This is a genomic window from Dysgonomonas massiliensis (assembly GCF_900240225.1).
In the GTDB taxonomy this organism is placed as follows: Bacteria; Bacteroidota; Bacteroidia; order Bacteroidales; family Dysgonomonadaceae; genus Dysgonomonas; species Dysgonomonas massiliensis.
On record NZ_OEPV01000006.1, the window covers coordinates 237851 to 257295 of the forward strand.

14 protein-coding genes are annotated in these 19445 nt (G+C 37.6%); 5 read left to right on the forward strand and 9 right to left on the reverse strand.

The window, feature by feature from the left end:
- Window positions 1-219 precede the first annotated feature (219 nt).
- Complete coding sequence (locus C1A06_RS08005; protein ID WP_101689722.1) at window positions 220-1224, forward strand: hypothetical protein; 1005 nt, start codon at window positions 220-222, stop codon at window positions 1222-1224.
- Window positions 1225-1283: 59 nt separating this feature from the next.
- Here the strand turns inward: C1A06_RS08005 and C1A06_RS08010 are convergent, their stop codons facing one another.
- Both C1A06_RS08010 and C1A06_RS08015 read right to left on the reverse strand, forming a co-directional pair.
- On the reverse strand, window positions 1284-2114 hold the full coding sequence (locus tag C1A06_RS08010; protein WP_101689723.1) for a shikimate 5-dehydrogenase: 831 nt from the start codon (window positions 2112-2114) through the stop codon (window positions 1284-1286).
- Window positions 2115-2246: 132 nt separating this feature from the next.
- A complete protein-coding gene (locus C1A06_RS08015) occupies window positions 2247-2819 on the reverse strand; it encodes a tetratricopeptide repeat protein (RefSeq protein ID WP_145996365.1) in 573 nt (190 codons plus the stop codon).
- A gap of 407 nt (window positions 2820-3226) precedes the next feature.
- On the opposite strand from C1A06_RS08015, the gene C1A06_RS08020 reads away from it, so the two are divergent.
- Complete coding sequence (locus C1A06_RS08020; RefSeq protein WP_145996366.1) at window positions 3227-4177, forward strand: hypothetical protein; 951 nt, start codon at window positions 3227-3229, stop codon at window positions 4175-4177.
- Window positions 4178-4237: 60 nt separating this feature from the next.
- Here C1A06_RS08020 and C1A06_RS08025 read toward each other — a convergent pair whose 3' ends face one another.
- The 7 genes from C1A06_RS08025 to porE form a co-directional block, all read right to left on the reverse strand.
- Window positions 4238-4993 carry a succinate dehydrogenase/fumarate reductase iron-sulfur subunit gene (locus C1A06_RS08025; protein WP_101689726.1) on the reverse strand — a complete coding sequence of 252 codons (756 nt, stop codon included), beginning with the start codon at window positions 4991-4993 and terminating at the stop codon, window positions 4238-4240.
- Between the two features lie 20 nt (window positions 4994-5013).
- Window positions 5014-6987, reverse strand: a complete 1974-nt coding sequence (locus C1A06_RS08030) for a fumarate reductase/succinate dehydrogenase flavoprotein subunit (RefSeq protein ID WP_101689727.1) — start codon at window positions 6985-6987, stop codon at window positions 5014-5016.
- 42 nt (window positions 6988-7029) lie between these two features.
- Window positions 7030-7731 (reverse strand): succinate dehydrogenase cytochrome b subunit, encoded by a 702-nt coding sequence (locus tag C1A06_RS08035; protein ID WP_101689728.1) that lies wholly within the window; start codon window positions 7729-7731, stop codon window positions 7030-7032.
- 330 nt (window positions 7732-8061) lie between these two features.
- Window positions 8062-8379, reverse strand: a complete 318-nt coding sequence (locus tag C1A06_RS08040; protein ID WP_281253938.1) for a DMT family transporter — start codon at window positions 8377-8379, stop codon at window positions 8062-8064.
- Window positions 8376-8717: a DMT family transporter gene (locus C1A06_RS08045; protein ID WP_101689729.1), complete on the reverse strand. Its 342-nt coding sequence runs from the start codon at window positions 8715-8717 to the stop codon at window positions 8376-8378. Before C1A06_RS08045 ends, C1A06_RS08040 begins: the two co-directional genes overlap by 4 nt.
- A gap of 174 nt (window positions 8718-8891) precedes the next feature.
- Complete coding sequence (gene porD, locus C1A06_RS08050) at window positions 8892-9785, reverse strand: type IX secretion system protein PorD (RefSeq protein ID WP_101689730.1); 894 nt, start codon at window positions 9783-9785, stop codon at window positions 8892-8894.
- A 2-nt stretch (window positions 9786-9787) separates the two neighbouring features.
- The gene (gene porE, locus C1A06_RS08055; protein WP_101689731.1) at window positions 9788-11776 is read right to left on the reverse strand and encodes a PorE family type IX secretion system protein; all 1989 of its coding nucleotides are present in this window, start codon (window positions 11774-11776) and stop codon (window positions 9788-9790) included.
- 163 nt (window positions 11777-11939) lie between these two features.
- Between porE and C1A06_RS08060 the strand changes: the two genes are divergently transcribed.
- The 3 genes from C1A06_RS08060 to C1A06_RS08070 all read left to right on the forward strand — a co-directional run bounded on the left by C1A06_RS08060 (window position 11940) and on the right by C1A06_RS08070 (window position 19049).
- Window positions 11940-17834, forward strand: coding sequence for an alpha-2-macroglobulin family protein (locus C1A06_RS08060; RefSeq protein WP_245872027.1), 5895 nt, complete (start codon window positions 11940-11942; stop codon window positions 17832-17834).
- 7 nt (window positions 17835-17841) lie between these two features.
- Window positions 17842-18531 (forward strand): murein L,D-transpeptidase catalytic domain-containing protein, encoded by a 690-nt coding sequence (locus tag C1A06_RS08065; RefSeq protein WP_101689733.1) that lies wholly within the window; start codon window positions 17842-17844, stop codon window positions 18529-18531.
- A 125-nt stretch (window positions 18532-18656) separates the two neighbouring features.
- Entirely contained in the window at window positions 18657-19049 is a 393-nt protein-coding gene (locus C1A06_RS08070) for a DUF1573 domain-containing protein (RefSeq protein ID WP_101689734.1), read from the forward strand.
- The last annotated feature ends 396 nt before the right edge of the window (window positions 19050-19445 follow it).

Genomic DNA, 19445 nt, shown 5'->3' on the forward strand with positions numbered 1-19445 from the left:
AAGCTTTCCTTTGAAATATAGAACATAATAATTAACCTTTAATAAGAAATATACAGTTGTTGCTATCCATATCCATTTTATTTATACACTATACAATATGTATTGTTAATTTTCGTTTGTTAACTAGTTACATCTCTGAAAAATATACTTCGTAAGAAGAATTTCCACTTTAAAATTCTATCTTTGTGCTATTATTTTGTACTTTATACACAACTATATATGAAAAATCTAAAGTTATATTCGATACTAATTTTGCTGTCCTCGCTACTTTTATCTGTTTCCTGTGTAAACAACGATGATAAAGGATCGGGAGGTGATGGTGGTGGCGAAGGAGGAGAAGTTCCATTAACACCCGAAAATCTCGAAAAAGGTGAATGGGAAATAGCTTATATGACGCATCGTATCAAAGCCATTGCAAATGGAGGTCCGGATGTGACTTTTCGTATGTACAGCATGGATGGTTTTACAAAAGAGTTTTATGATGGCTCGCGATATATGGAACGTAATACTTATGGAGAGGAAACCATATATGAAGGCGAATACTCACTTTATCCGAAACAAGACAGCATAATTTTGAAGTACTCATTTCTAGATCCAGATACGGAGCTAGTAAAAGATTCAATAAGTCGTATACAAGTATTTAAACTGAATGAGAAAATGTTAGTTTATCATATCTCTTTCAAAAAGAAAGCTAAAGATGATGCATATTTCAGACAATTAGTTTTTTATCTACGCAATAAAAAGAATGCTCCGGATGAATTTCTCATTCCAAATGATGTATTGAAGAACAATGAGAAACAAGGTCGAGTCGATCCGAAATTATTAAATGGTTCATGGGAAATAGTTAATGTTCAGGTTCAAAGTAAAAATGCGAATAATACAACATGGACTGTGACTGACGATGATAAGGCTGAACTTGAAAAAGAAAAAGCCAATATCGGACTTATCTATAGCTATAATACAGAGCAACAACCATATAAATTCAAAGAAACTGTTTCCGATGGTGGAGAACCTAAAACCGGAGTTTTTACAATCACAGACGATGTGATGCATTACTATCGTGATACCGATGTAGATGGCAAAACAAAGAAAGTTATGGACTCTATGGCTATTGATATGGCTGACGATGGCAAAAGCTTCAAGTATATTTATAATGCATATAATCTAACAGCAACATCATTCTATGTTCGTCGTCATATTATCTCATTCAAAAAAGTACAGTAGCAATCATTAGCTTGTAATATATAGATAAGCCTAATTCAGAAATGAGTTAGGCTTATTTTTTACCCGATTGCTTTGATTTTCTGCCGAGCAAAATCAGAAGCTTCTTTTACCAGTTCAACAGAAGGTCGTACACCTGTATAAAGAACAAACTGCTCCAATGCCTGAATAACGGCAACATCAGCTCCCGAAATAATCTTCTTGTTCTGGCGTATAGCCTCTTTAATAAGAGGTGTCTCTACGGGCAGTGCTACTACATCGAAAATTGTATCGGCCCTCTCAATAGCATCTTTGTCAAAAGCTAAATCTTCCGACTCTACTCCTCCGGCCATACCAATAGGTGTCACGTTTATCAGCAGTTTGGCTTCTGGAACTGTATCTCTATTGCTACAATGATTATATCCATAAATTGAAGCTAGCGTTTCGGCTTTATCTATGTTCCGTCCCATAACATATCCGTTCTTAAATCTGCTTTCATATAATGCGCCTAAAACAGCTTTTGCCATGCCGCCAGTTCCGTACAATACAAAGAGTATGTCGGTTGGAATGCTAGATTCTTTCAGCAAGTTTTCAACAGCTATGAAATCGGTGTTATAGGCCTTCAGATAACCATCGTTATTCACAATCGTATTGACTGATTGAATGGCACTTGCCGATATGTCCAATTCATCCATATATTGAATACATTCTTCTTTGTAAGGCATTGATATAGCACAACCTCTTATACCTAAAGCTTTGACTCCGTATATAGCATCTCGCAAATTGTTCGTCGTGAAAGCTTTGTATATATAATTTAGTTTGAGCTTTTTGTATAGATAATTATGGAAGAATGTGCCAAAATTACTGGGACGGGCTGCCAATGACATGCACAGCTTTGTGTCTTTATTAATCATTTGTTTGTAAGTTTTTTATGTCTAAAAAAGTAACACTTGTGTACAGATTTTTATTGTATCTCAGAGGTGTTTATTTCATTAGAACCTCTTTTTGAGATAAGGATCGTATTAATTGATATAATACTCATATTTTTAAATTCCTAACTCATTAGATATTTGTTGCAAATATCTTGATATCTTAGGATTGTCTTCCATAAGCTTTTCATCTCTTTTTATAATAGCTTTAACTTCAGTCTCCCGATCTTGAATTAACATTGTATGTATTTTTAATATATATATATCTTCGTTGTATGGCTTTTCTATCAGGATAGAATCACATAGAGATAAAGCTTTTTCAAAATAATAATTTGCAGAATCTATATTATTAGACTGAGGCGAAAAATACATCTGTCCTAATTCAATATATGTATGAGGGGAATTAGGATAACTAGTTATCATTTTTTTATAAAAGCATAATATCTTTTGATTCAGAGAATCCGATAGTGATATATTTGTACTATCACTATCGTTGAAGTTTAATAATGATAATTTGATCTTTGCTAGATCTATATTGTTGAAAGTTAATTTATTGCTGTCTTTGGCTAGAGTAATATCTATTCTATGTAAGTAATTTCTTAAATCAACTATATTCTTACTTGTTTCATATCGCCTCTCTAGTTCAATTAATGGGATCGTATCTGCATGAATAGAACAATCCTTCTTCATTGAAGTGTTGGCAAGCTTCGAACATGATATACATGTCAAAGTTGTAGAAATAATAATAAATAGGTATAGAAGCTTTTTCATTCTTATATCTTATTAATGCTTAGTTATTTTAAAGTAATGGTATATGTCCCAAAAGTAACACTTTACTACAAATATTCGCTACTATGCTTATTTTACCCCAAACCCCTAAAGGGGCTTTTTACCGAATCTTCCCCTTTAGGGGATAAGAGGGGTACTTTGTTAAAAAGTAACACTTGTGCACAGATTTTTTGTTGTTTTATGAGTGTCACTATTTTATCAGATTATTCATTCGTTTAAAACAATATAGATAAAGTTAAAGAAATTTATTTATATTGATATGAAATCTTTATGTTTGTGGTTAAATGATATTTCTAAAAGTATATAAAATGAAGAGAAGCTTTATTATTAGTTTGCTTGTATTGATCTGGTTTAACTCTTGTTCCGAAAAAATAGACCCTACACTCCTTTATTTGGGAGATTCAGAAAGAATAATGAAGATTGAAAATGTTATGGAAGAGCCTTTGGGGCAAGGTAAAGCTGAATATGTATATGATAATAATAATAGATTGATAAACGCTAGCCTTAAATTTGAAGGCGAGTTAGGTACTTCTAGCTATCATTATAATTATTCATATGGTAATAAGAAAATATTTATTACAGGTTCGATTAAAATTGCTCCATCATCTGATGAAGTAATGAATACGAACAGAGACGTAGATATCGAGTTGATTTTGAATAATGAAGGTAAAGTCACGAGGAAAATTGACAGAAAACATCCTTATAACTCAGAGCCGGTAATTGATAATTTTATTTGGGATGGCTCTAAATTAATGAAAGTAGAGCGTACTATAAAAGGTGTCCGTGAAGTAGATTTCCTGGAAACTTTAGAACAATATTATGAAGGTGATAATATTGTTATGCAGATTGTAAAAACGAAAAGTATGGGTATTACTTCAATTATGCAAGGAAATGATACTACCAATTATACATATAGTTTAGGGGATAAAAATATACAAGCACCAATATATAAATTAGCCTCACTTAGACTGGACGATATAAGAACTTTTGCAGCTTATTCTTCGGATGTTTGTATATCAAACCGAGAGAGAAAGTATACGAGTATACGTAATCGAGAAACCGATAATATTGAAAAAGAAATAATTTATAAATCAGATTATGATATAGTTTTTTTGTATGAGGGAAGGTCTCAATATGTGAAAACAATAGAAAAAGCAAATAGCTCGACATTAATAAAATCTTCAAATGATAGTACAGAGAATCATTCATTATCAACGAGAAGTAATTCTATATTTTACTATAGAGGAGATTTGAAATAAAGATGATAAACTAAAAAAGCCTAGCATTAGCTAGGCTTTTTTTAATAAGTAGATTATATCTTAGTCGTTGAATTTAGCTTTCAAGAACTCTCTGTTCAAACGAGCGATATTGCTGATCGATACGTTCTTAGGGCACTCAGCCTCACAAGCCATGGTGTTCGTACAGTTACCGAATCCTAGTTCGTCCATTTTCGAAACCATTGCTTTTGCACGTTTAGCTGCTTCAACACGTCCTTGAGGAAGAAGTGCCAATTGGCTAACTTTAGCTGAAACGAATAGCATAGCCGAACCATTTTTACAAGCTGCAACACAAGCACCGCAACCAATACATGAAGCTGCATCCATTGCTTCGTCAGCATCTTCTTTTGGTATAAGGATTGCATTAGCATCAGGCACACCACCAGTATTTACGCTAGTGTAACCACCTGCTTGCATGATTTTGTCGAATGCAGTACGATCTACCATCAAGTCGCGGATAACTGGGAATCCAGCCGAACGCCAAGGCTCGATAGTGATTGTTTCGCCGTCTTTGAAACGACGCATGTGCAACTGGCAAGTTGTGATCGAATCGTCTGGTCCGTGTGGATGTCCGTTTACGTACAAGCTACACATACCGCAGATACCTTCGCGACAGTCATGATCGAAAACTACGGGTTCTTTACCTTCGTTGATCAATTTTTCATTCAATATATCAAGCATTTCCAAGAAAGAGCTATCAACAGAAATGCCGTCTAGCGCAAAACTTTCAAAAGCACCTTTTACTTTAGGACCTTTTTGACGCCAAACTTTTAGGGTTATATTAATTGTCTTATCCATTGTTTCTTCTGAATTACAAGTTATGATTTGTAGTTACGTTGTTGTCTAACAACAAATTCGTAGTCTAGCGGCTCTTTCACAAGCTCAGGAGCTGCGTCTTCGCCTAGATATTTCCAGCAAGCTACATACGAGAAGTTTTCGTCGTCACGCATTGCTTCGCCTTCAGGAGTTTGGTATTCTTCACGGAAGTGTCCACCACAAGACTCGTTACGGTTCAATCCGTCGTAAGCCATCAATAGACCTATTTCGATGAAGTCTGCCAAGCGAATAGCTTTTTCTAGTTCCACGTTCAAATCATTAGCTTCTCCAGGTATACGAAGGTTTGTCCAGAAGTCTTTTTTCACTTCTTTCAATTTTTCGATAGCTGTAGTCAACGATTCTTTTGTACGGCCCATACCTACGAAATCCCACATAACAAGACCAAGTTTCTTGTGAATTGAGTCTACCGAGTGATTTCCTTTGATAGCCATTAGTTTAGCAATCTTTTCTTTGATTTCATTTTCAGCAGCCTGGAATTCAGGACGGTCTGTGCTGAAACGAGGAACAGAGATCTGATCAGCCAAATAGTTTTGGATTGTATAAGGAAGAACGAAATATCCATCAGCCAAACCTTGCATCAATGCAGATGCTCCCAGACGGTTAGCACCGTGATCAGAGAAGTTTGCCTCACCGATAGAGAATAGACCTTTAATTGAAGTCATCAATTCGTAGTCAACCCAAATACCACCCATTGTGTAGTGGATAGCTGGATAAATCATCATCGGAGTTTCGTATGGATTATCGTCAACGATTTTTTCATACATCTGGAATAAGTTACCATACTTAGCCTCTACTACATCGCGTCCAAGACGTTTGATAGCGTCAGAGAAGTCTAGGTAAACAGCCAAACCTGTATTGTTAACACCGAATCCGGCATCGCAACGCTCTTTAGCTGCACGTGATGCTACGTCACGAGGTACAAGGTTACCGAATGCAGGGTAACGTCTTTCCAAGTAGTAGTCACGATCTTCTTCTTTGATTGCAGTTGGTTTTAGTTTTCCTGCGCGGATAGCTTCAGCATCTTCTTTCTTTTTAGGAACCCAGATGCGTCCATCGTTACGGAGTGACTCTGACATCAAAGTCAATTTCGATTGGAATTCTCCGTGTACAGGAATACATGTAGGGTGAATCTGTGCGAAACAAGGGTTAGCAAAATAAGCACCTTTTTTGTATGCTTGAATTGCTGCCGATCCGTTCGATGCCATAGCATTTGTCGATAGGAAGAATGCGTTTCCATATCCACCAGTACCGATAACTACTGCATGAGCAGAGAATCTTTCCAATTCACCTGTAACAAGGTTACGAGCAATAATACCACGAGCGCGTTCAACTCCGTCCTCATCTTTGATAAGAACTAGTTCAACCATTTCGTAGCGAGTATATAGTTTTACAGAGCCTTTGTTTACTTGGCGGCTAAGTGCAGAATAAGCACCTAGAAGAAGTTGTTGTCCTGTCTGACCTTTTGCGTAGAATGTACGAGATACCTGCGCTCCACCGAATGAACGGTTGTCAAGCATACCTCCGTATTCGCGAGCGAAAGGAACACCTTGCGCCACACATTGGTCGATGATGCTGTTCGATACTTCAGCCAAACGATAAACGTTAGCCTCACGAGCACGATAGTCACCACCTTTAATTGTATCGTAGAATAGACGGTAAACCGAGTCACCATCGTTTTGATAGTTCTTTGCAGCATTGATACCACCTTGTGCTGCAATAGAGTGCGCACGACGAGGTGAGTCAGATATACAGAAGTTCAATACGTTGAATCCCATTTCGCCAAGCGAAGCTGCTGCCGAAGCACCTGCTAGTCCTGTACCTACAACGATAATGTCTAGGCGGCGTTTGTTAGCTGGGTTCACCAACTTCTGGTGATTTTTATAATTTGTCCATTTTTCAGCCAAAGCTCCTTCAGGAATCTTTGCGTCTTTTTTCGGATCTAGGATAGTAGTCATATCTATTTTTCTTTTAGTCTTTAATAATTAAACATTCTGGTCTTAAGCTATTGGCGAAAGGCAAGATTGTGCGTAGAAATAGATTGTAACGATAGCAAACATCAGGCAGATAACTGTTGCAACAACTTGTCCGATAACTTTCCAACGGTTGAACCAAACTTTGCCATTCCATCCTATTGTTTGCAATGCGCTCCAGAAACCATGTGATAAGTGGAACCAAAGAGCGATGTACCATACAAGGTATGCTACAACTACCCAGATGTGACTGAAGTAGTAACGGATAAATCCGGTACCATCAGTTGTGCCGATAGATTGTCCGCCAACTTCAACTGCGTGATGTCCCATTAGCTCAGCAAACATCATGTTGTACCAGAATTGGCTGAAGTGTAATACCATAAAGCCAATCACAATGATACCCAAAACAAGCATGTTTTGAGAAGCCCATTCTACGTTTTTAGGGCGTGCATTTACTGCATAGCGGTCGTTTCCACGAGCTTTGCGGTTTTGAATTGTTATCACAATCGAGTAGATGAAGTGGATTCCGATAAGAGCCACTAGTGCAAATGTCCCAGCTACAGCATACCAGTTCGAACCTAAGAAGGCACAAATTGTGTTGTATGCATCAGCCGAAATGATTGCCACTACGTTCATCGATGCGTGAAACAATAAAAACAATACGAGGGCGATTCCTGATACACTCATTATCAGTTTTTTCCCAATTGAGGATTTAAGTAACCAACTCATAAAATAATAAATGTTTTTGTTGTTATGATTAGATAATTTTGATGATTTATCGAATAGGTAACTCTATGTTAATATAGATAAATAATATTTACAATTGATGAATCTTATTACCCTGCAAATGTAAGGCAAATTACTGATATGGGCAAAGGAATATAAGCACAATTTTGGTCTTGAAAGAGGGCTGTTCAGTCATAGTAATGTTTAAGGTTAAAGCGTAATTTGTGAAAATACGTTATTTATAGTTACGCAATATACAAAAAAATAAGTCCGAAGTAAATGTTTCTCGGACTTATTTTACAAAATGTCTGATTTTGACCTTTTTGTACGTTTTTATGTAGATAGTTTCAAACCTACAATTCCAATAATAATTAGTGAAATAAATAATAGTTTAAGCGGGTCTTTTGACTCTTTGAAGAATATCATTCCTATCAAAACACTTCCTACGGCTCCAATTCCTGCCCAAACGGCATAACCTACACCGATCTGAATGTCTTTCAGTGCATGTGATAAGCTGTAAAAACTGAGAAACATGAAAAGAATGGTCAATAATGAGTATTTTACCACCTTAAAGCCGTGCGATAGTTTCATCATAGCAACAAAACCGACTTCGCATAATCCTCCGACTAGCAAAAATATCCAACTGATCATGATTTAGCCTCCTCTTTACCCGGTTTGTCAATTAGTTTCAATCCGACTATTCCACTGATGAGCAGTATCAGAGAAACAACCTTCATCGTGTCGGCACTCTCTTCTAAGAAGAAGATCCCAATTAGTGCAGTACCTGCTGCACCTATTCCGGTAAATACCGCATAAGCCGTTCCGATAGGAATAGTTTGCATAGCTTTTGCAAAGAGGTAAAAGCTGATGAAAATGAATACGATGGTAACGACACTCCAGTCAAATACCGTGAAGCCATGGGCCATTTTGAGGCCATAGGCCCAGACTATCTCGGATAGTCCCGCCAGAATTAAATAGAACCAAGCCATAATATATTTTATAGTTTAATGTAAATACGTTGGTGTCTTTATATCAACGATACAAATGGTATTGGCAAGATACGGCTTTTGGGGGAAAAGGAAAATTTGAGGACTTAAAAAATAATAAAAAAGCTAACTAAAGCTGAATGCTTGATCTGTGCTAAACAAGCCGTCTCTAGATATCTATCTGAGGTTCTTTAGAATGTCACTTTTGGTAGGAAACATTGATTGCAGAGTATTATAGACTTCGCGTTTCTCTTCGGCTGTACATTCCGAGCAGATGCGAACTATTTCGTCTAGTTTTGCTTCTCCGAAAATGCTGAATAGTGTAGATGCCGATCGTATATTCTGTAGTTTTTTCAGTTCGTTGACGAGTTCGACAACACGTATGCGAGATCGTTGCGGGTTCGCAGACATCTGATCGAGTGCTATTCGATGATAGTTGTACCAGATAGTGTGAAATTCTTGCAGCGACTCGTCGGTCAAAGCTGTTGCTATGTCGTAGCGGTTGTTTTTGTATTGAAATGCTTCCCAGCCACTTGTACTGAACATTTGCGAGGCATTGGCTATATTCATAGCTTGAGCAAAAAAAGGTTTACCTCCGTTTGGAGCAAAAGAGTCGAAATCGAGGCCTATAACTATATAGGTATAAAATGCCAATACTGCGGTAAGATTATCACTTACACTATTGTCACTAAAATTCATATTCTGATCTTGCATATAATCGAACGAGAAATTTGTGTCGCGAAAATTAAACAAAGTAGTCATATAACTTGAGTTGTATACCGGACGGCGCGAGGTTATAGAGATTTCGCCTTTGAATGAATTGTTGTTCAACATTTCGTTAATCAGTATCGTAATGGAGCAATCGATGCGCTCATTGCGATTGAATGTAGCATTCGTCCATTTGTAATCATTCAGAAGTTGACTGATGGATGTTTCCATCTCCTTGAAAATATCTGTACCTGCTGTCGATATTTTCTGGGTATTTATATTCAATTTTATGTTCAACTCTTGTGCCGAAAGGAAAGAAATAGAACATAATACTAAAATGATGTATATAACCAATCGTTTCATATTTATTCGAGATTGTAGGTTATACTTAATACTTTAAATTCAATACGGCGATTCACTTCGTCGGCTGCCTCTTGTTGCTCAGGAGTAAGTGTCTCGATGAACTCTTCATTTAGAATTTCTCCTTCTTTCAGAAAATCGTGACGCTTGATTATCGATCTTGTTACATTTTTAGGCTGACGTTTGCCATATCCTTTCGAAGTGAGACGATCTGCTGCTATTTTTCGATCAACAAGATATTTAACCACGGCATCGGCGCGGCGTTGCGATAGCTTGTCGTTATACTCATCCGTCCCCTTGCGGTCGGTATGAGCCGAAAGTTCTATTGTCACGTTCGGGTTGATATTCAATAATTCTATCAGTCCGTCCAAAGCTTCTTTAGATTCGGGGCGTAATGTTGCCTGATCGAAATCGAAGAATATATTTTCAAGAACTACGGGCTTGTTGATTGGTACAAGAACAAAATCGACATAATAGGTCGAGTCTTTGACTGCTGGATCAGTATTCAAAGCCATGCGAGAATTCAGGTAGCCTTCTTTGCTTGCCAAGAATACGTAATTGACTCCTTGTGCTACTTCCGTAGTATATGTTCCGTTTGCCTTGCCTTTCGTTCGAGTATTGGTTCCGTTGTTGCCTACTATGCGAATGGTAGCGTTGTCGATAAACTCATCATCGGGATCGACAATATAGCCTTCGACCGATAATTGAGAAGTTGGATATTCGAAAGAATAGATACGATCGTAGCCTCTGCCTTCATTGCGGTTGGAACTGAGAAAACCTCGCTCTTTTTCGCCTTCAAATGTAATTCCGAAATCGTCTCCTTGCGAGTTAATTGGTGATTGCATATTCTCTACAGTCCATTTTCCCGTTTTTGAGTCGAATTTTGCAATAAAAATATCCAATCCGCCCATGCCCGGGTGTCCGTCCGAAGAAAAATACATTGTATTATCGCTACGCATATAAGGGAACATTTCGTCTCCGGCTGTATTGATTTCCGGACCTAAATTTTCGATGTAGCTGACTGCACCATCAACCAAAGCAGCTCTCCAGATATCTTTTCCTCCGTAACCTTTAGGAAGATCTGATACAAAATATAGGAAATCGCCAGAAGGAGTTATTGATGGATGTGCATAAACAGCCATCGAATCTTTGCTCAAAGGGACTATTCGCCCTTCTCCCCATGCACCGGCTGCACGTGACGAAACATAGATTGAGGTATATGAGTTGCTCGTTGAATCTTGAGGTGCAAATGTGTAATACATTTTTGAACCATCGGCGTTGAATGAAGTTACTCCTTCGTCGAAATCCGTATTGATTGGTGATTCTATAACTTCGGGTTTCATCCAGTTGCCTCGCTCATCTTTGCGCGACATGTATATGTCGTTGTTTTTGACACCGGTAATTAGGCTGTTTTTCTCTCCTTTCGACTCTTTTCTATTCGATGTGAAATAGACTTGATTATAATCAGGTGGAAGAAGCATCGGCGCAAACTCACCACCTCTGGTCGAAAGGAACAGATCCATTTTTCTGACATTGTAAGCTGTCGGATTGTTTTTCCAAACGGGAGCCAACTCAATACCTTTCAGTGCATTCAAGGCAAATTGGTTGTCAGGATACTTCTCCAGAAATATTTTGTACTGCTCTGCTGCTTTCTGGTAATTTCCAACTTTATGCAGTGAACGCGCGTACTGCAGAGCTAATGTGCTTTCGGGATTCTGATACCTCTCAGCGTTGGCGTATGCCGAGTTTGCCTGAATAGGCATATTAATGAGGCGATAGCTTTCGCCCATTTTGAATGCGATCTCACCGCGCAGATCTCTCTTTTTAGGAGAAGTCTTACGGTAAACTTTTTTGTAGATGTCTGCCGCTTCGAAATATTCGCCCTTGGCGAATTTGCGGTCGCCCTCGGCAAGAGTGACCGGTTTGCACGAAGCTAGGATTATGCTGATCAAAGCACAAAACGCTATGAAGTATATGTTGTATCTGCGAATCATATATAAGTCACAAATATAACTCATTTAGAGCGCTAATATTGTCTTAAGGCGAATATTTGTTTGAAAGTGTAATGTGTTAAAGTCAATTAATATTTGATGGGTTTCTGTGTATTTCGAGTAACTTTTACGTCTATATTATACGTAACAACTAAAAACGGCATATATGAAACGAATATTATTGCTACTGAGTATAATCCTTATAACACAAATCGGGATGAACGCACAAAACAAACCAGTATATAATGAATATGCAGCCGAATGGAAGCAAGTAGAGCAGTTTGAGAAAAAAGATCTGCCAAAGTCAGCTTTGACTATAATAGATGAGGTGTTGAAAAAGGCTACAGCTGAGAAGAATACGCAGCAAGTGATAAAGGCTTTGTTGATGCGAAGCCGTTTCAAACAATCGATTGATAGAAGTGTGCGAGAAGAGGTATTATATGATATCTCTGGTTTGATATCTCAGACAAAGGATTCGAGCGAAAAAGCTATACTGCACTCACTCTTGGCTGAATTGTATGAAGATTACTTCGATTATAATAGATGGAGCATACAGAATAAAACGAATCTTGAGGGAGTCAAGCCTCAGGATATAAAGGAATGGACAGTAAGTATATTTGCAGCAGAGGTAAAGCAGCATCTGGAATTGTCGGTTGCTGAAAAAGACGTACTGATGAAAGGTAAGACTGCCGACTTCAAAGTATTGATTGAAGCAGGAAAAGATTCGCCCGAATTTTATCCTACATTATATGATTTCTTGATGAAGCGTGCGATTCTTCTGGTCAAGAATATGCCTAAAGAAAGATCGGAAGTAGCACCTTTGGCGGGAAAGTCTGGTTTGTCGCTCGATCAGTTGATTGTACCTGCATCCGACTTTGTAAATCTGAAGATAGATAAAGGAGATGCGGTGTTGTCATATTATCAAGAATATTTCAAGAGCCTTCTCGAGAGGAATTTGACCGGAACGATAATTTTGGCGGAGATTGATAAAATCGAATTTTTGCAAAATAACTCAGGCTCACTTTATTTCAATAAAGCAGTTGCATTTGCAGAGAAATTAATTGATAAATATAATCCATCACCGATGTGCGGCGCTTTGGCAGAATATATTGCTCGCGGATATGTCAGTAATAATGATTACAACAGTGATGAAAAGCAAGAGCATATTGAAAAAGCATATGCATGGTGCGAAAGAGGAATAAAAGACTGGCCGTCTTATCCGCTTATAGATAATATTAAGCAAATTAAGGATGTATTGGAAATACCTCAGTTCGGTCTTTCCGCGAAAAGTTCTTTCTATGCTGATGAAGAAGTGAAAATAGCGCTTACTCATATGAATCTTCAATCTTTGGGCCAGCCCTATAGCTTGAAATTATATAAGAATGCTGTAACTGCCGAAAATCGAATAAAGAGCTATCCGATAAAAGAAGTAAGCAAGAAAACATATTTGTCAGAAAAATCAGAATTAAATCTGGGTGTATTGCCTGTAGGAAGCTATATCCTGAAAGGAAAGGATATAAACAAAGAAACTGTGATGATCAGTTTCGATGTCACTCGTTTGGGTGTATTCTCCCGAAATTCAGCAAAAGATGCATATGATATATATGTAGTAGATCGTATGACCGGGAAACCGATAGAAGGTGCGAGTGTGAGAATTTTCAAATATGCGAATAGTGCTAAGCAAACAGTTGCAACAGTTATGACGAATTCGTTGGGTTTGGCTGCTTTCACGGGTTTAACTGATTTGAACACGAAATATGGCAGTTTGTATTATTCGGTTAAGTATGGAAACGATTTGATCAAAGAAGAAGATGTTAGAGCGAATTATTCATACAGATACAATGATGAGATAAATAAAAATACTCAGGCGGTGGATTACCTGAGTGTGCTGATTGATCGTCAAATTTATCGTCCGGGACAGACTGTATATTATAAAGGTATTGTTGTAGATTCTGAGAGACGACCTATAGAAAGCCGGAAAGTAGAAGTAGTATTAAATGATGCATCGGGAAATAAAGTGTCAAGCAAAGTGCTTACAACAAATGAATTTGGTTCTGTCGCCGGCGAATTTGTACTGCCTCAGAGTGGCCTACTTGGTAATTATGAGATTCATATAAAATCAGGTAAATATTCTAACAGTACGTGGTTTGATGTAGCAGAATATAAACGTCCGACATTCGAAGTGACATTCGATAAAATAGATAAAACATATTCATTTGGCGAGGAAGTAGTCGTAAAAGGTTATGCACGTAATTTCTCAGGCGTGAATCTGCAAAACACAAAGGTTAATTATACCATCAAAGGAAATCGTTTTTCGTTCTGGAGGTATATAGGGGATGAAACATTCTCGATGAAAGGCGAAGCAGTGACAAAGGATGACGGATCATTCGAAATTCGTTTTACGCCTGAAGCCGGAGATCTACCCGAAAATAGACTTATTCGTAATAATATACAACAATTTACTATTACGGCCGAAGTGTCGGATGCCAATAATGAGACTCAAAGAGGTGTGTTCTCTTTCAATGTGGGTGATGTGTCGATGTTGGTGAATTTGACAATACCAAGTAAAATCGAAAAATCGGACAAGAGTGTCAAACTGAAAATTGATGCCGTAAATCTAAATGGTATTGATATCAAAACTTCGGGTACATATAATATATATGCATTTGACAAAAATGATTCGATTGCAGCTCAGGTCGGGGAAGGTTCGTTCACGGTTGGCGAACAAGTGGAATTGTTGTCGGTGTTGCAAAAATTGGAATCAGGAAAATATAAAGTAAAGCTTTCTGCCAAAGACGATAAAGACAAACTTGTAGAAGACGAAAAAAATGTTCTTCTCTTCTCGTATCAGGATAAACGACCTCCAATCGAGACTAACGAATGGCTGGTTGAGAAAAATAAAACTTTTTCGGAATCGAATCCAGCCGAGATAATCCTTGGAGTAAGTGGTAAGGATATAAATGTATTATACGAGATCCGTTCTAAGGATATTACGTTTGAAAGACAGCGATTGGTACTAAGTAATGAGAATAAAACGTTTACTATTCCATATAAGGCGGAGTATGGAGATGGCGTTCACTTGCTCCTTACTTATATGAAAGATCAGCAATTCTCGAACCTTGATATTGAGTTAACAAAAGAAGTGGAAAAACAAGCTACTGACTTGAAGGTGAAACTCGAAGTATTCCGAGATAAACTACGTCCCGGACAAGAAGAAACTTGGACTTTGAGTGTTAAGAATGAAAAAGATGAGGCTTCACAAGCTGAAGTGCTGGCTTCGATGTATGATATGTCGTTGGATAAATTGAGTTATCAAATACCTGGGTGGAGAGTGAATCTTCCACAAGTAGGTAATTACAATGATTCCTATTGGCAATCATATATATTGAGTGGAAATTACGGTTTTTATACTACTCGTGAGCGTTATTATTGGTGGTATCAAAGCAGAATTAGAAGCTCTAAAGAATTTAGTTTTGATAAGCTGAATTTATTCGGGCTTTGTCCAATCTATGTGACGTATGGTGCTCCTGGTGCTACAAATGATGTTGTTCTTCGGAAAAGTGCTGCTGTGTCGATGGCAGATATGAAAGGAGTGGATGCTAACTTTGGAGTTGCTATTGATGAATTGAAAGAGCATAAGCTAGAGGTAGGTATGCCTATGGTCGCAAAAGCCTCTGGTAGTGTAGAAATAGATAAAGGATGGGGTAATACGGGGATTTTAGGTAGTCCTGAAAAATATGATTTGCGTAAAAACTTCAACGAAACAGCGTTTTTCTATCCTCAGTTGAGAACGAATGAAGAAGGTGAAGTGCAAGTTAGTTTTACTGTGCCTGAAAGTAATACACAATGGCGTTTCCGTGCATTGGCTTACGATAAAGAAATGCGTGTCGGTCAGACCGAACAAGTTGTGGTGACGCGTAAAGAATTGATGGTAACGCCAAATCTGCCTCGCTTTGTCCGTCAAGGAGATAAAACGAGCATTTCGACTAAGATTTCTAATCTGTCGGAAAATGCATTGACGGGAACTGTAAAAATCGAATTCTTCAATCCATTGACAGATCAACTGTTGAATATAGAAGTTGCAAATCAAGAGCAAGTATTTAGTCTTGAAAAAGATGCATCATCATCGGCGGACTGGATATTCGATATCCCTGCTGATATTGAATTGATCGGTTGTCGTATCGTGGCATCCAGTGAATTATTTAGCGATGGTGAACAGCATGTATTGTCTGTATTGCCGAATCGGATGCTAGTGACCGAGAGTATGCCGTTTGATGTGACAGAATCGGAAGAATTCGTTTTCGAAAAAATGAAAAACAATAAATCGAAAACATTGGATAATTATCGTCTGACATTGGAATATACATCCAATCCTGCATGGTATGCAGTTCAGGCTCTACCGGTATTGAATAATCCTACGAACGAAAATGCAGTTAATTGGATTGGCGCATATTTTGTGAACAGATTGGGAATGTCTATCATGAAGCAATATCCTCAGGTAGGTAAAATGATAGAGGTTTGGAAACAGCAAGGCAATTCGAAAGAAACATTGACTTCGAAACTGTTGAAGAACGAAGATTTGAAGTCTGTTCTGTTGTCTGAAACTCCTTGGGTATTGGATGCTAAGGATGAAACAGAACAAATGGAACGCTTGTCTTTACTTTTCGATCTAAATAATGCAAATCAGAATGCCGATCAGGCTATTCGTAAGTTGCTGGAATTGCAACACGAGTCGGGCGGTTGGACTTGGTATAAAGGTATGTCGGCTAATCGTAGTGTGACACAATTTATGCTATACTGTTTTGCTAAATTACAAGAAGTAGGTCATGTTGAATACAGCTCTAAAATAAAAGAAGCTCAGATGCGAGCATTGAAATATTTGGATGATGTGATCGTGAAAGACTTTAAAGATCTGAAAAAGTATAATAAGGAATGGGAGAAACAAAAGAGTATCTCGGTTTCTCAACTTGAATACTTATTTGTCAGGACTTATTATCGTGATATTCCGATTACAAAAGAAGCTCGCGAGGCTGAAAGATTCTACACGAATGTAGTTGCTGAAAATTGGATAACTCTCGAACTGTATGAAAGATCATTGTTGGTGCATATCTTAATTCAGAACGGAAATAAAGATTTAGCCGATCAGATTGTGAAATCAGTCCGCGAGAAAGCGATAGTTGATAAGAAACAAGGAATGTATTGGCCAAACAATAATAGCCGATCGTTTGGATTTGGTATACCTGTAATCAGTCATGTATTTTTAATGGATGCACTAGAGGAAGCCGGATCTACGGATGAAGAGATGAAACAATTGACTCAGTGGATGGTAAAGCAGAAACAAACTCAGGCTTGGCAATCTACTCCGGGTACAATGATGGCGATAGCTAGGATGCTAAGTGCGGCCAATGATATGTTTGATATCTCGGCAGCTAAACCTCAGATTAAAGTAGGGAAAGTAAAAGTTGATTCGGAAAAAGCAGATTTAGGAACCGGATATATTAAGCAGGTGTGGGAAAAGAGCGATATTAAGAAAGATATGGATAAAGTTGATGTCAAGAAAGACAATGATAATCTTTCTTACGGAGCCCTTTACTGGCAATATTACGAAGATCTCGATAAGATTACTGCTAATAAAACGGAGTTAAATGTAGAGAAAGAGCTTTACAAAAAAGTAATCAATGAAAGCGGACAAACACGCTTAGAACCTATCACGGCAAATAGTCCATTGGCGGTAAATGATAAAGTAACTGTTCGTCTGGTTGTGCGCGTAGATCGGGATATGGATTTTGTACATCTGAAAGATATGCGTGGTTCTTGCTTCGAACCAATCAATACGATATCGCAAATGAGATGGGGTAGCGGTGCTTCATATTATATGGAGACTCGCGATGCTTCGACTAATTTCTATTTCGATCATATAGCAAAAGGAACTTATGTATTCGAATATGATGTTTATGCAAATCGCCAAGGTATATATTCTAATGGTATAACTACTATTCAGGCATTGTATGCTCCCGAATTTGTTTCGCATACAGCCGGCATTAGTGTAGAAGTGAAATAAGAAGTATATGAATAAGTGGATTGTAGGTTTGGGATGCGTTGTCCTATTATTGATAGGCGGGCACTTTTGCTTGAATTCATATAATAAAAAGAAAAAAGCTGTCCAAGCAGAGGTTCTTCGCTTGAAAGAAGAACGAAAAAACGAACTGTTACGTAAAGAAAAAGAATTAGCCTTTAACCGTATTAAGCTTTATGCCGATTCGGCTGAAGCATATATAAAAGGTAAAGGCTATCGCGAAGATTATTGCTTTCTAGTGGATTTTAGTATCCATTCGGGCAAGAACCGCTTCTTTGTATGGAGCTTTGAAAAAGATACAATCGTAGATTCGTCTCTTTGTTGTCACGGCTATGGCAGCAAAGGTTATAGAAGTACTGCTTCTAAGATTATCTTTAGTAACGTTGAGGGAAGTTACTGCTCTTCATTAGGGCGCTATCAAACAGCTTATAGGGATGTTTGTTCTTATGGTACATTGTATCAATATAGATTGTACGGGCTGGATGAAACCAATGATAATGCCTATCGTCGTGCCGTTACTTTACACTCGTTTGAAGGGGTTCCGGATAAAGAAATATATCCATCTCATATCCCGTTAGGATATAGCCAGGGCTGTTTAGTCGTGTCGAATAATATGTTGGATCGGTTGGATGTTTTGCTGAAAAGTAACACTAAAAAGCTGTTAATCTGGGCTTACAATTGATAAAATATGTGTTTTTTACAGTAAAACTATAGATTGTTGTTTTTTATTCTGTAAATTTGCAAACTATTCTAAATTGAATATTTATATTTAAACTTTAAAATTAGAAGATTAAAACTATTGAGAATATGAAAAAAATTGCATTTTTATTGTTGGGGCTTGTTCTTTCAGTAAGTGTAGCTGTTGCTCAAGATAAAAAAGCAGCCCCTAAGGCTGAATTCGAATCGGGGGTTCATGATTTTGGTAAAATTAAAGAAAGTGATGGTGTTGTAACTTGTACTTTCAAATTTAAAAATACAGGAAATGCACCTTTGATTATACAACGAGTTCAGGCAACATGTGGATGTACGACTCCTTCGTATACCAAAGAACCAGTTTTGCCAGGAAAAGAAGGAACTATTACAGTTAACTATTCGGCTAAGGGAAATGTGGGAGCATTTGAAAAACGCTTGACTATTTTTACTAATGTTCCAGATGAAGTCTATATTTTGACTATAAAAGGAGAGGTACAATTGAAATAATTTTACTTAAAGATATGAAGAGCCGATAAAGAGATTTATCGGCTCTTTTTGTTTTTGGACTTTGTGATATCGGTTTTCTCTAAAAAAAAGTTTGATTTTTTTGTTGTTGTAATGTGTTGTTTTTTAGTTGCTTGTTTTGTTTGGTATGAATATTCTTCAAAAAAAGTGCAATGAAAGTTTGGAGGGGAATAAAAAGTTCGTATCTTTGCATCCGCTAAACGGGAAAGCCCTGACAGCAACGCCAGAGCGCTGGCTGGTTTAGCAAATGAAAGCGTTCATTGACATGATGATAACATAAAGTATAAGTAGAGCAATCGAGTTGCTTGACTTTCGGGTTAAGTGACGAAAAGAATAAAAAAAGTAGATAAGGGCACATGGTGGATGCCTTGGCTCTCA

Excerpts from the sequence above, each read along its gene's own strand:
- C1A06_RS08005 (WP_101689722.1), top strand. The coding sequence starts at position 220 with ATGAAAAATCTAAAGTTATATTCGATACTAATTTTGCTGTCCTCGCTA.
- C1A06_RS08010 (WP_101689723.1), bottom strand. The coding sequence starts at position 2,114 with ATGATTAATAAAGACACAAAGCTGTGCATGTCATTGGCAGCCCGTCCC.
- C1A06_RS08015 (WP_145996365.1), bottom strand. The coding sequence starts at position 2,819 with ATGAAGAAGGATTGTTCTATTCATGCAGATACGATCCCATTAATTGAA.
- C1A06_RS08020 (WP_145996366.1), top strand. The coding sequence starts at position 3,227 with ATGAAGAGAAGCTTTATTATTAGTTTGCTTGTATTGATCTGGTTTAAC.
- C1A06_RS08025 (WP_101689726.1), bottom strand. The coding sequence starts at position 4,993 with ATGGATAAGACAATTAATATAACCCTAAAAGTTTGGCGTCAAAAAGGT.
- C1A06_RS08030 (WP_101689727.1), bottom strand. The coding sequence starts at position 6,987 with ATGACTACTATCCTAGATCCGAAAAAAGACGCAAAGATTCCTGAAGGA.
- C1A06_RS08035 (WP_101689728.1), bottom strand. The coding sequence starts at position 7,731 with ATGAGTTGGTTACTTAAATCCTCAATTGGGAAAAAACTGATAATGAGT.
- C1A06_RS08040 (WP_281253938.1), bottom strand. The coding sequence starts at position 8,379 with ATGATCAGTTGGATATTTTTGCTAGTCGGAGGATTATGCGAAGTCGGT.
- C1A06_RS08045 (WP_101689729.1), bottom strand. The coding sequence starts at position 8,717 with ATGGCTTGGTTCTATTTAATTCTGGCGGGACTATCCGAGATAGTCTGG.
- porD (WP_101689730.1), bottom strand. The coding sequence starts at position 9,785 with ATGAAACGATTGGTTATATACATCATTTTAGTATTATGTTCTATTTCT.
- porE (WP_101689731.1), bottom strand. The coding sequence starts at position 11,776 with ATGATTCGCAGATACAACATATACTTCATAGCGTTTTGTGCTTTGATC.
- C1A06_RS08060 (WP_245872027.1), top strand. The coding sequence starts at position 11,940 with ATGAAACGAATATTATTGCTACTGAGTATAATCCTTATAACACAAATC.
- C1A06_RS08065 (WP_101689733.1), top strand. The coding sequence starts at position 17,842 with ATGAATAAGTGGATTGTAGGTTTGGGATGCGTTGTCCTATTATTGATA.
- C1A06_RS08070 (WP_101689734.1), top strand. The coding sequence starts at position 18,657 with ATGAAAAAAATTGCATTTTTATTGTTGGGGCTTGTTCTTTCAGTAAGT.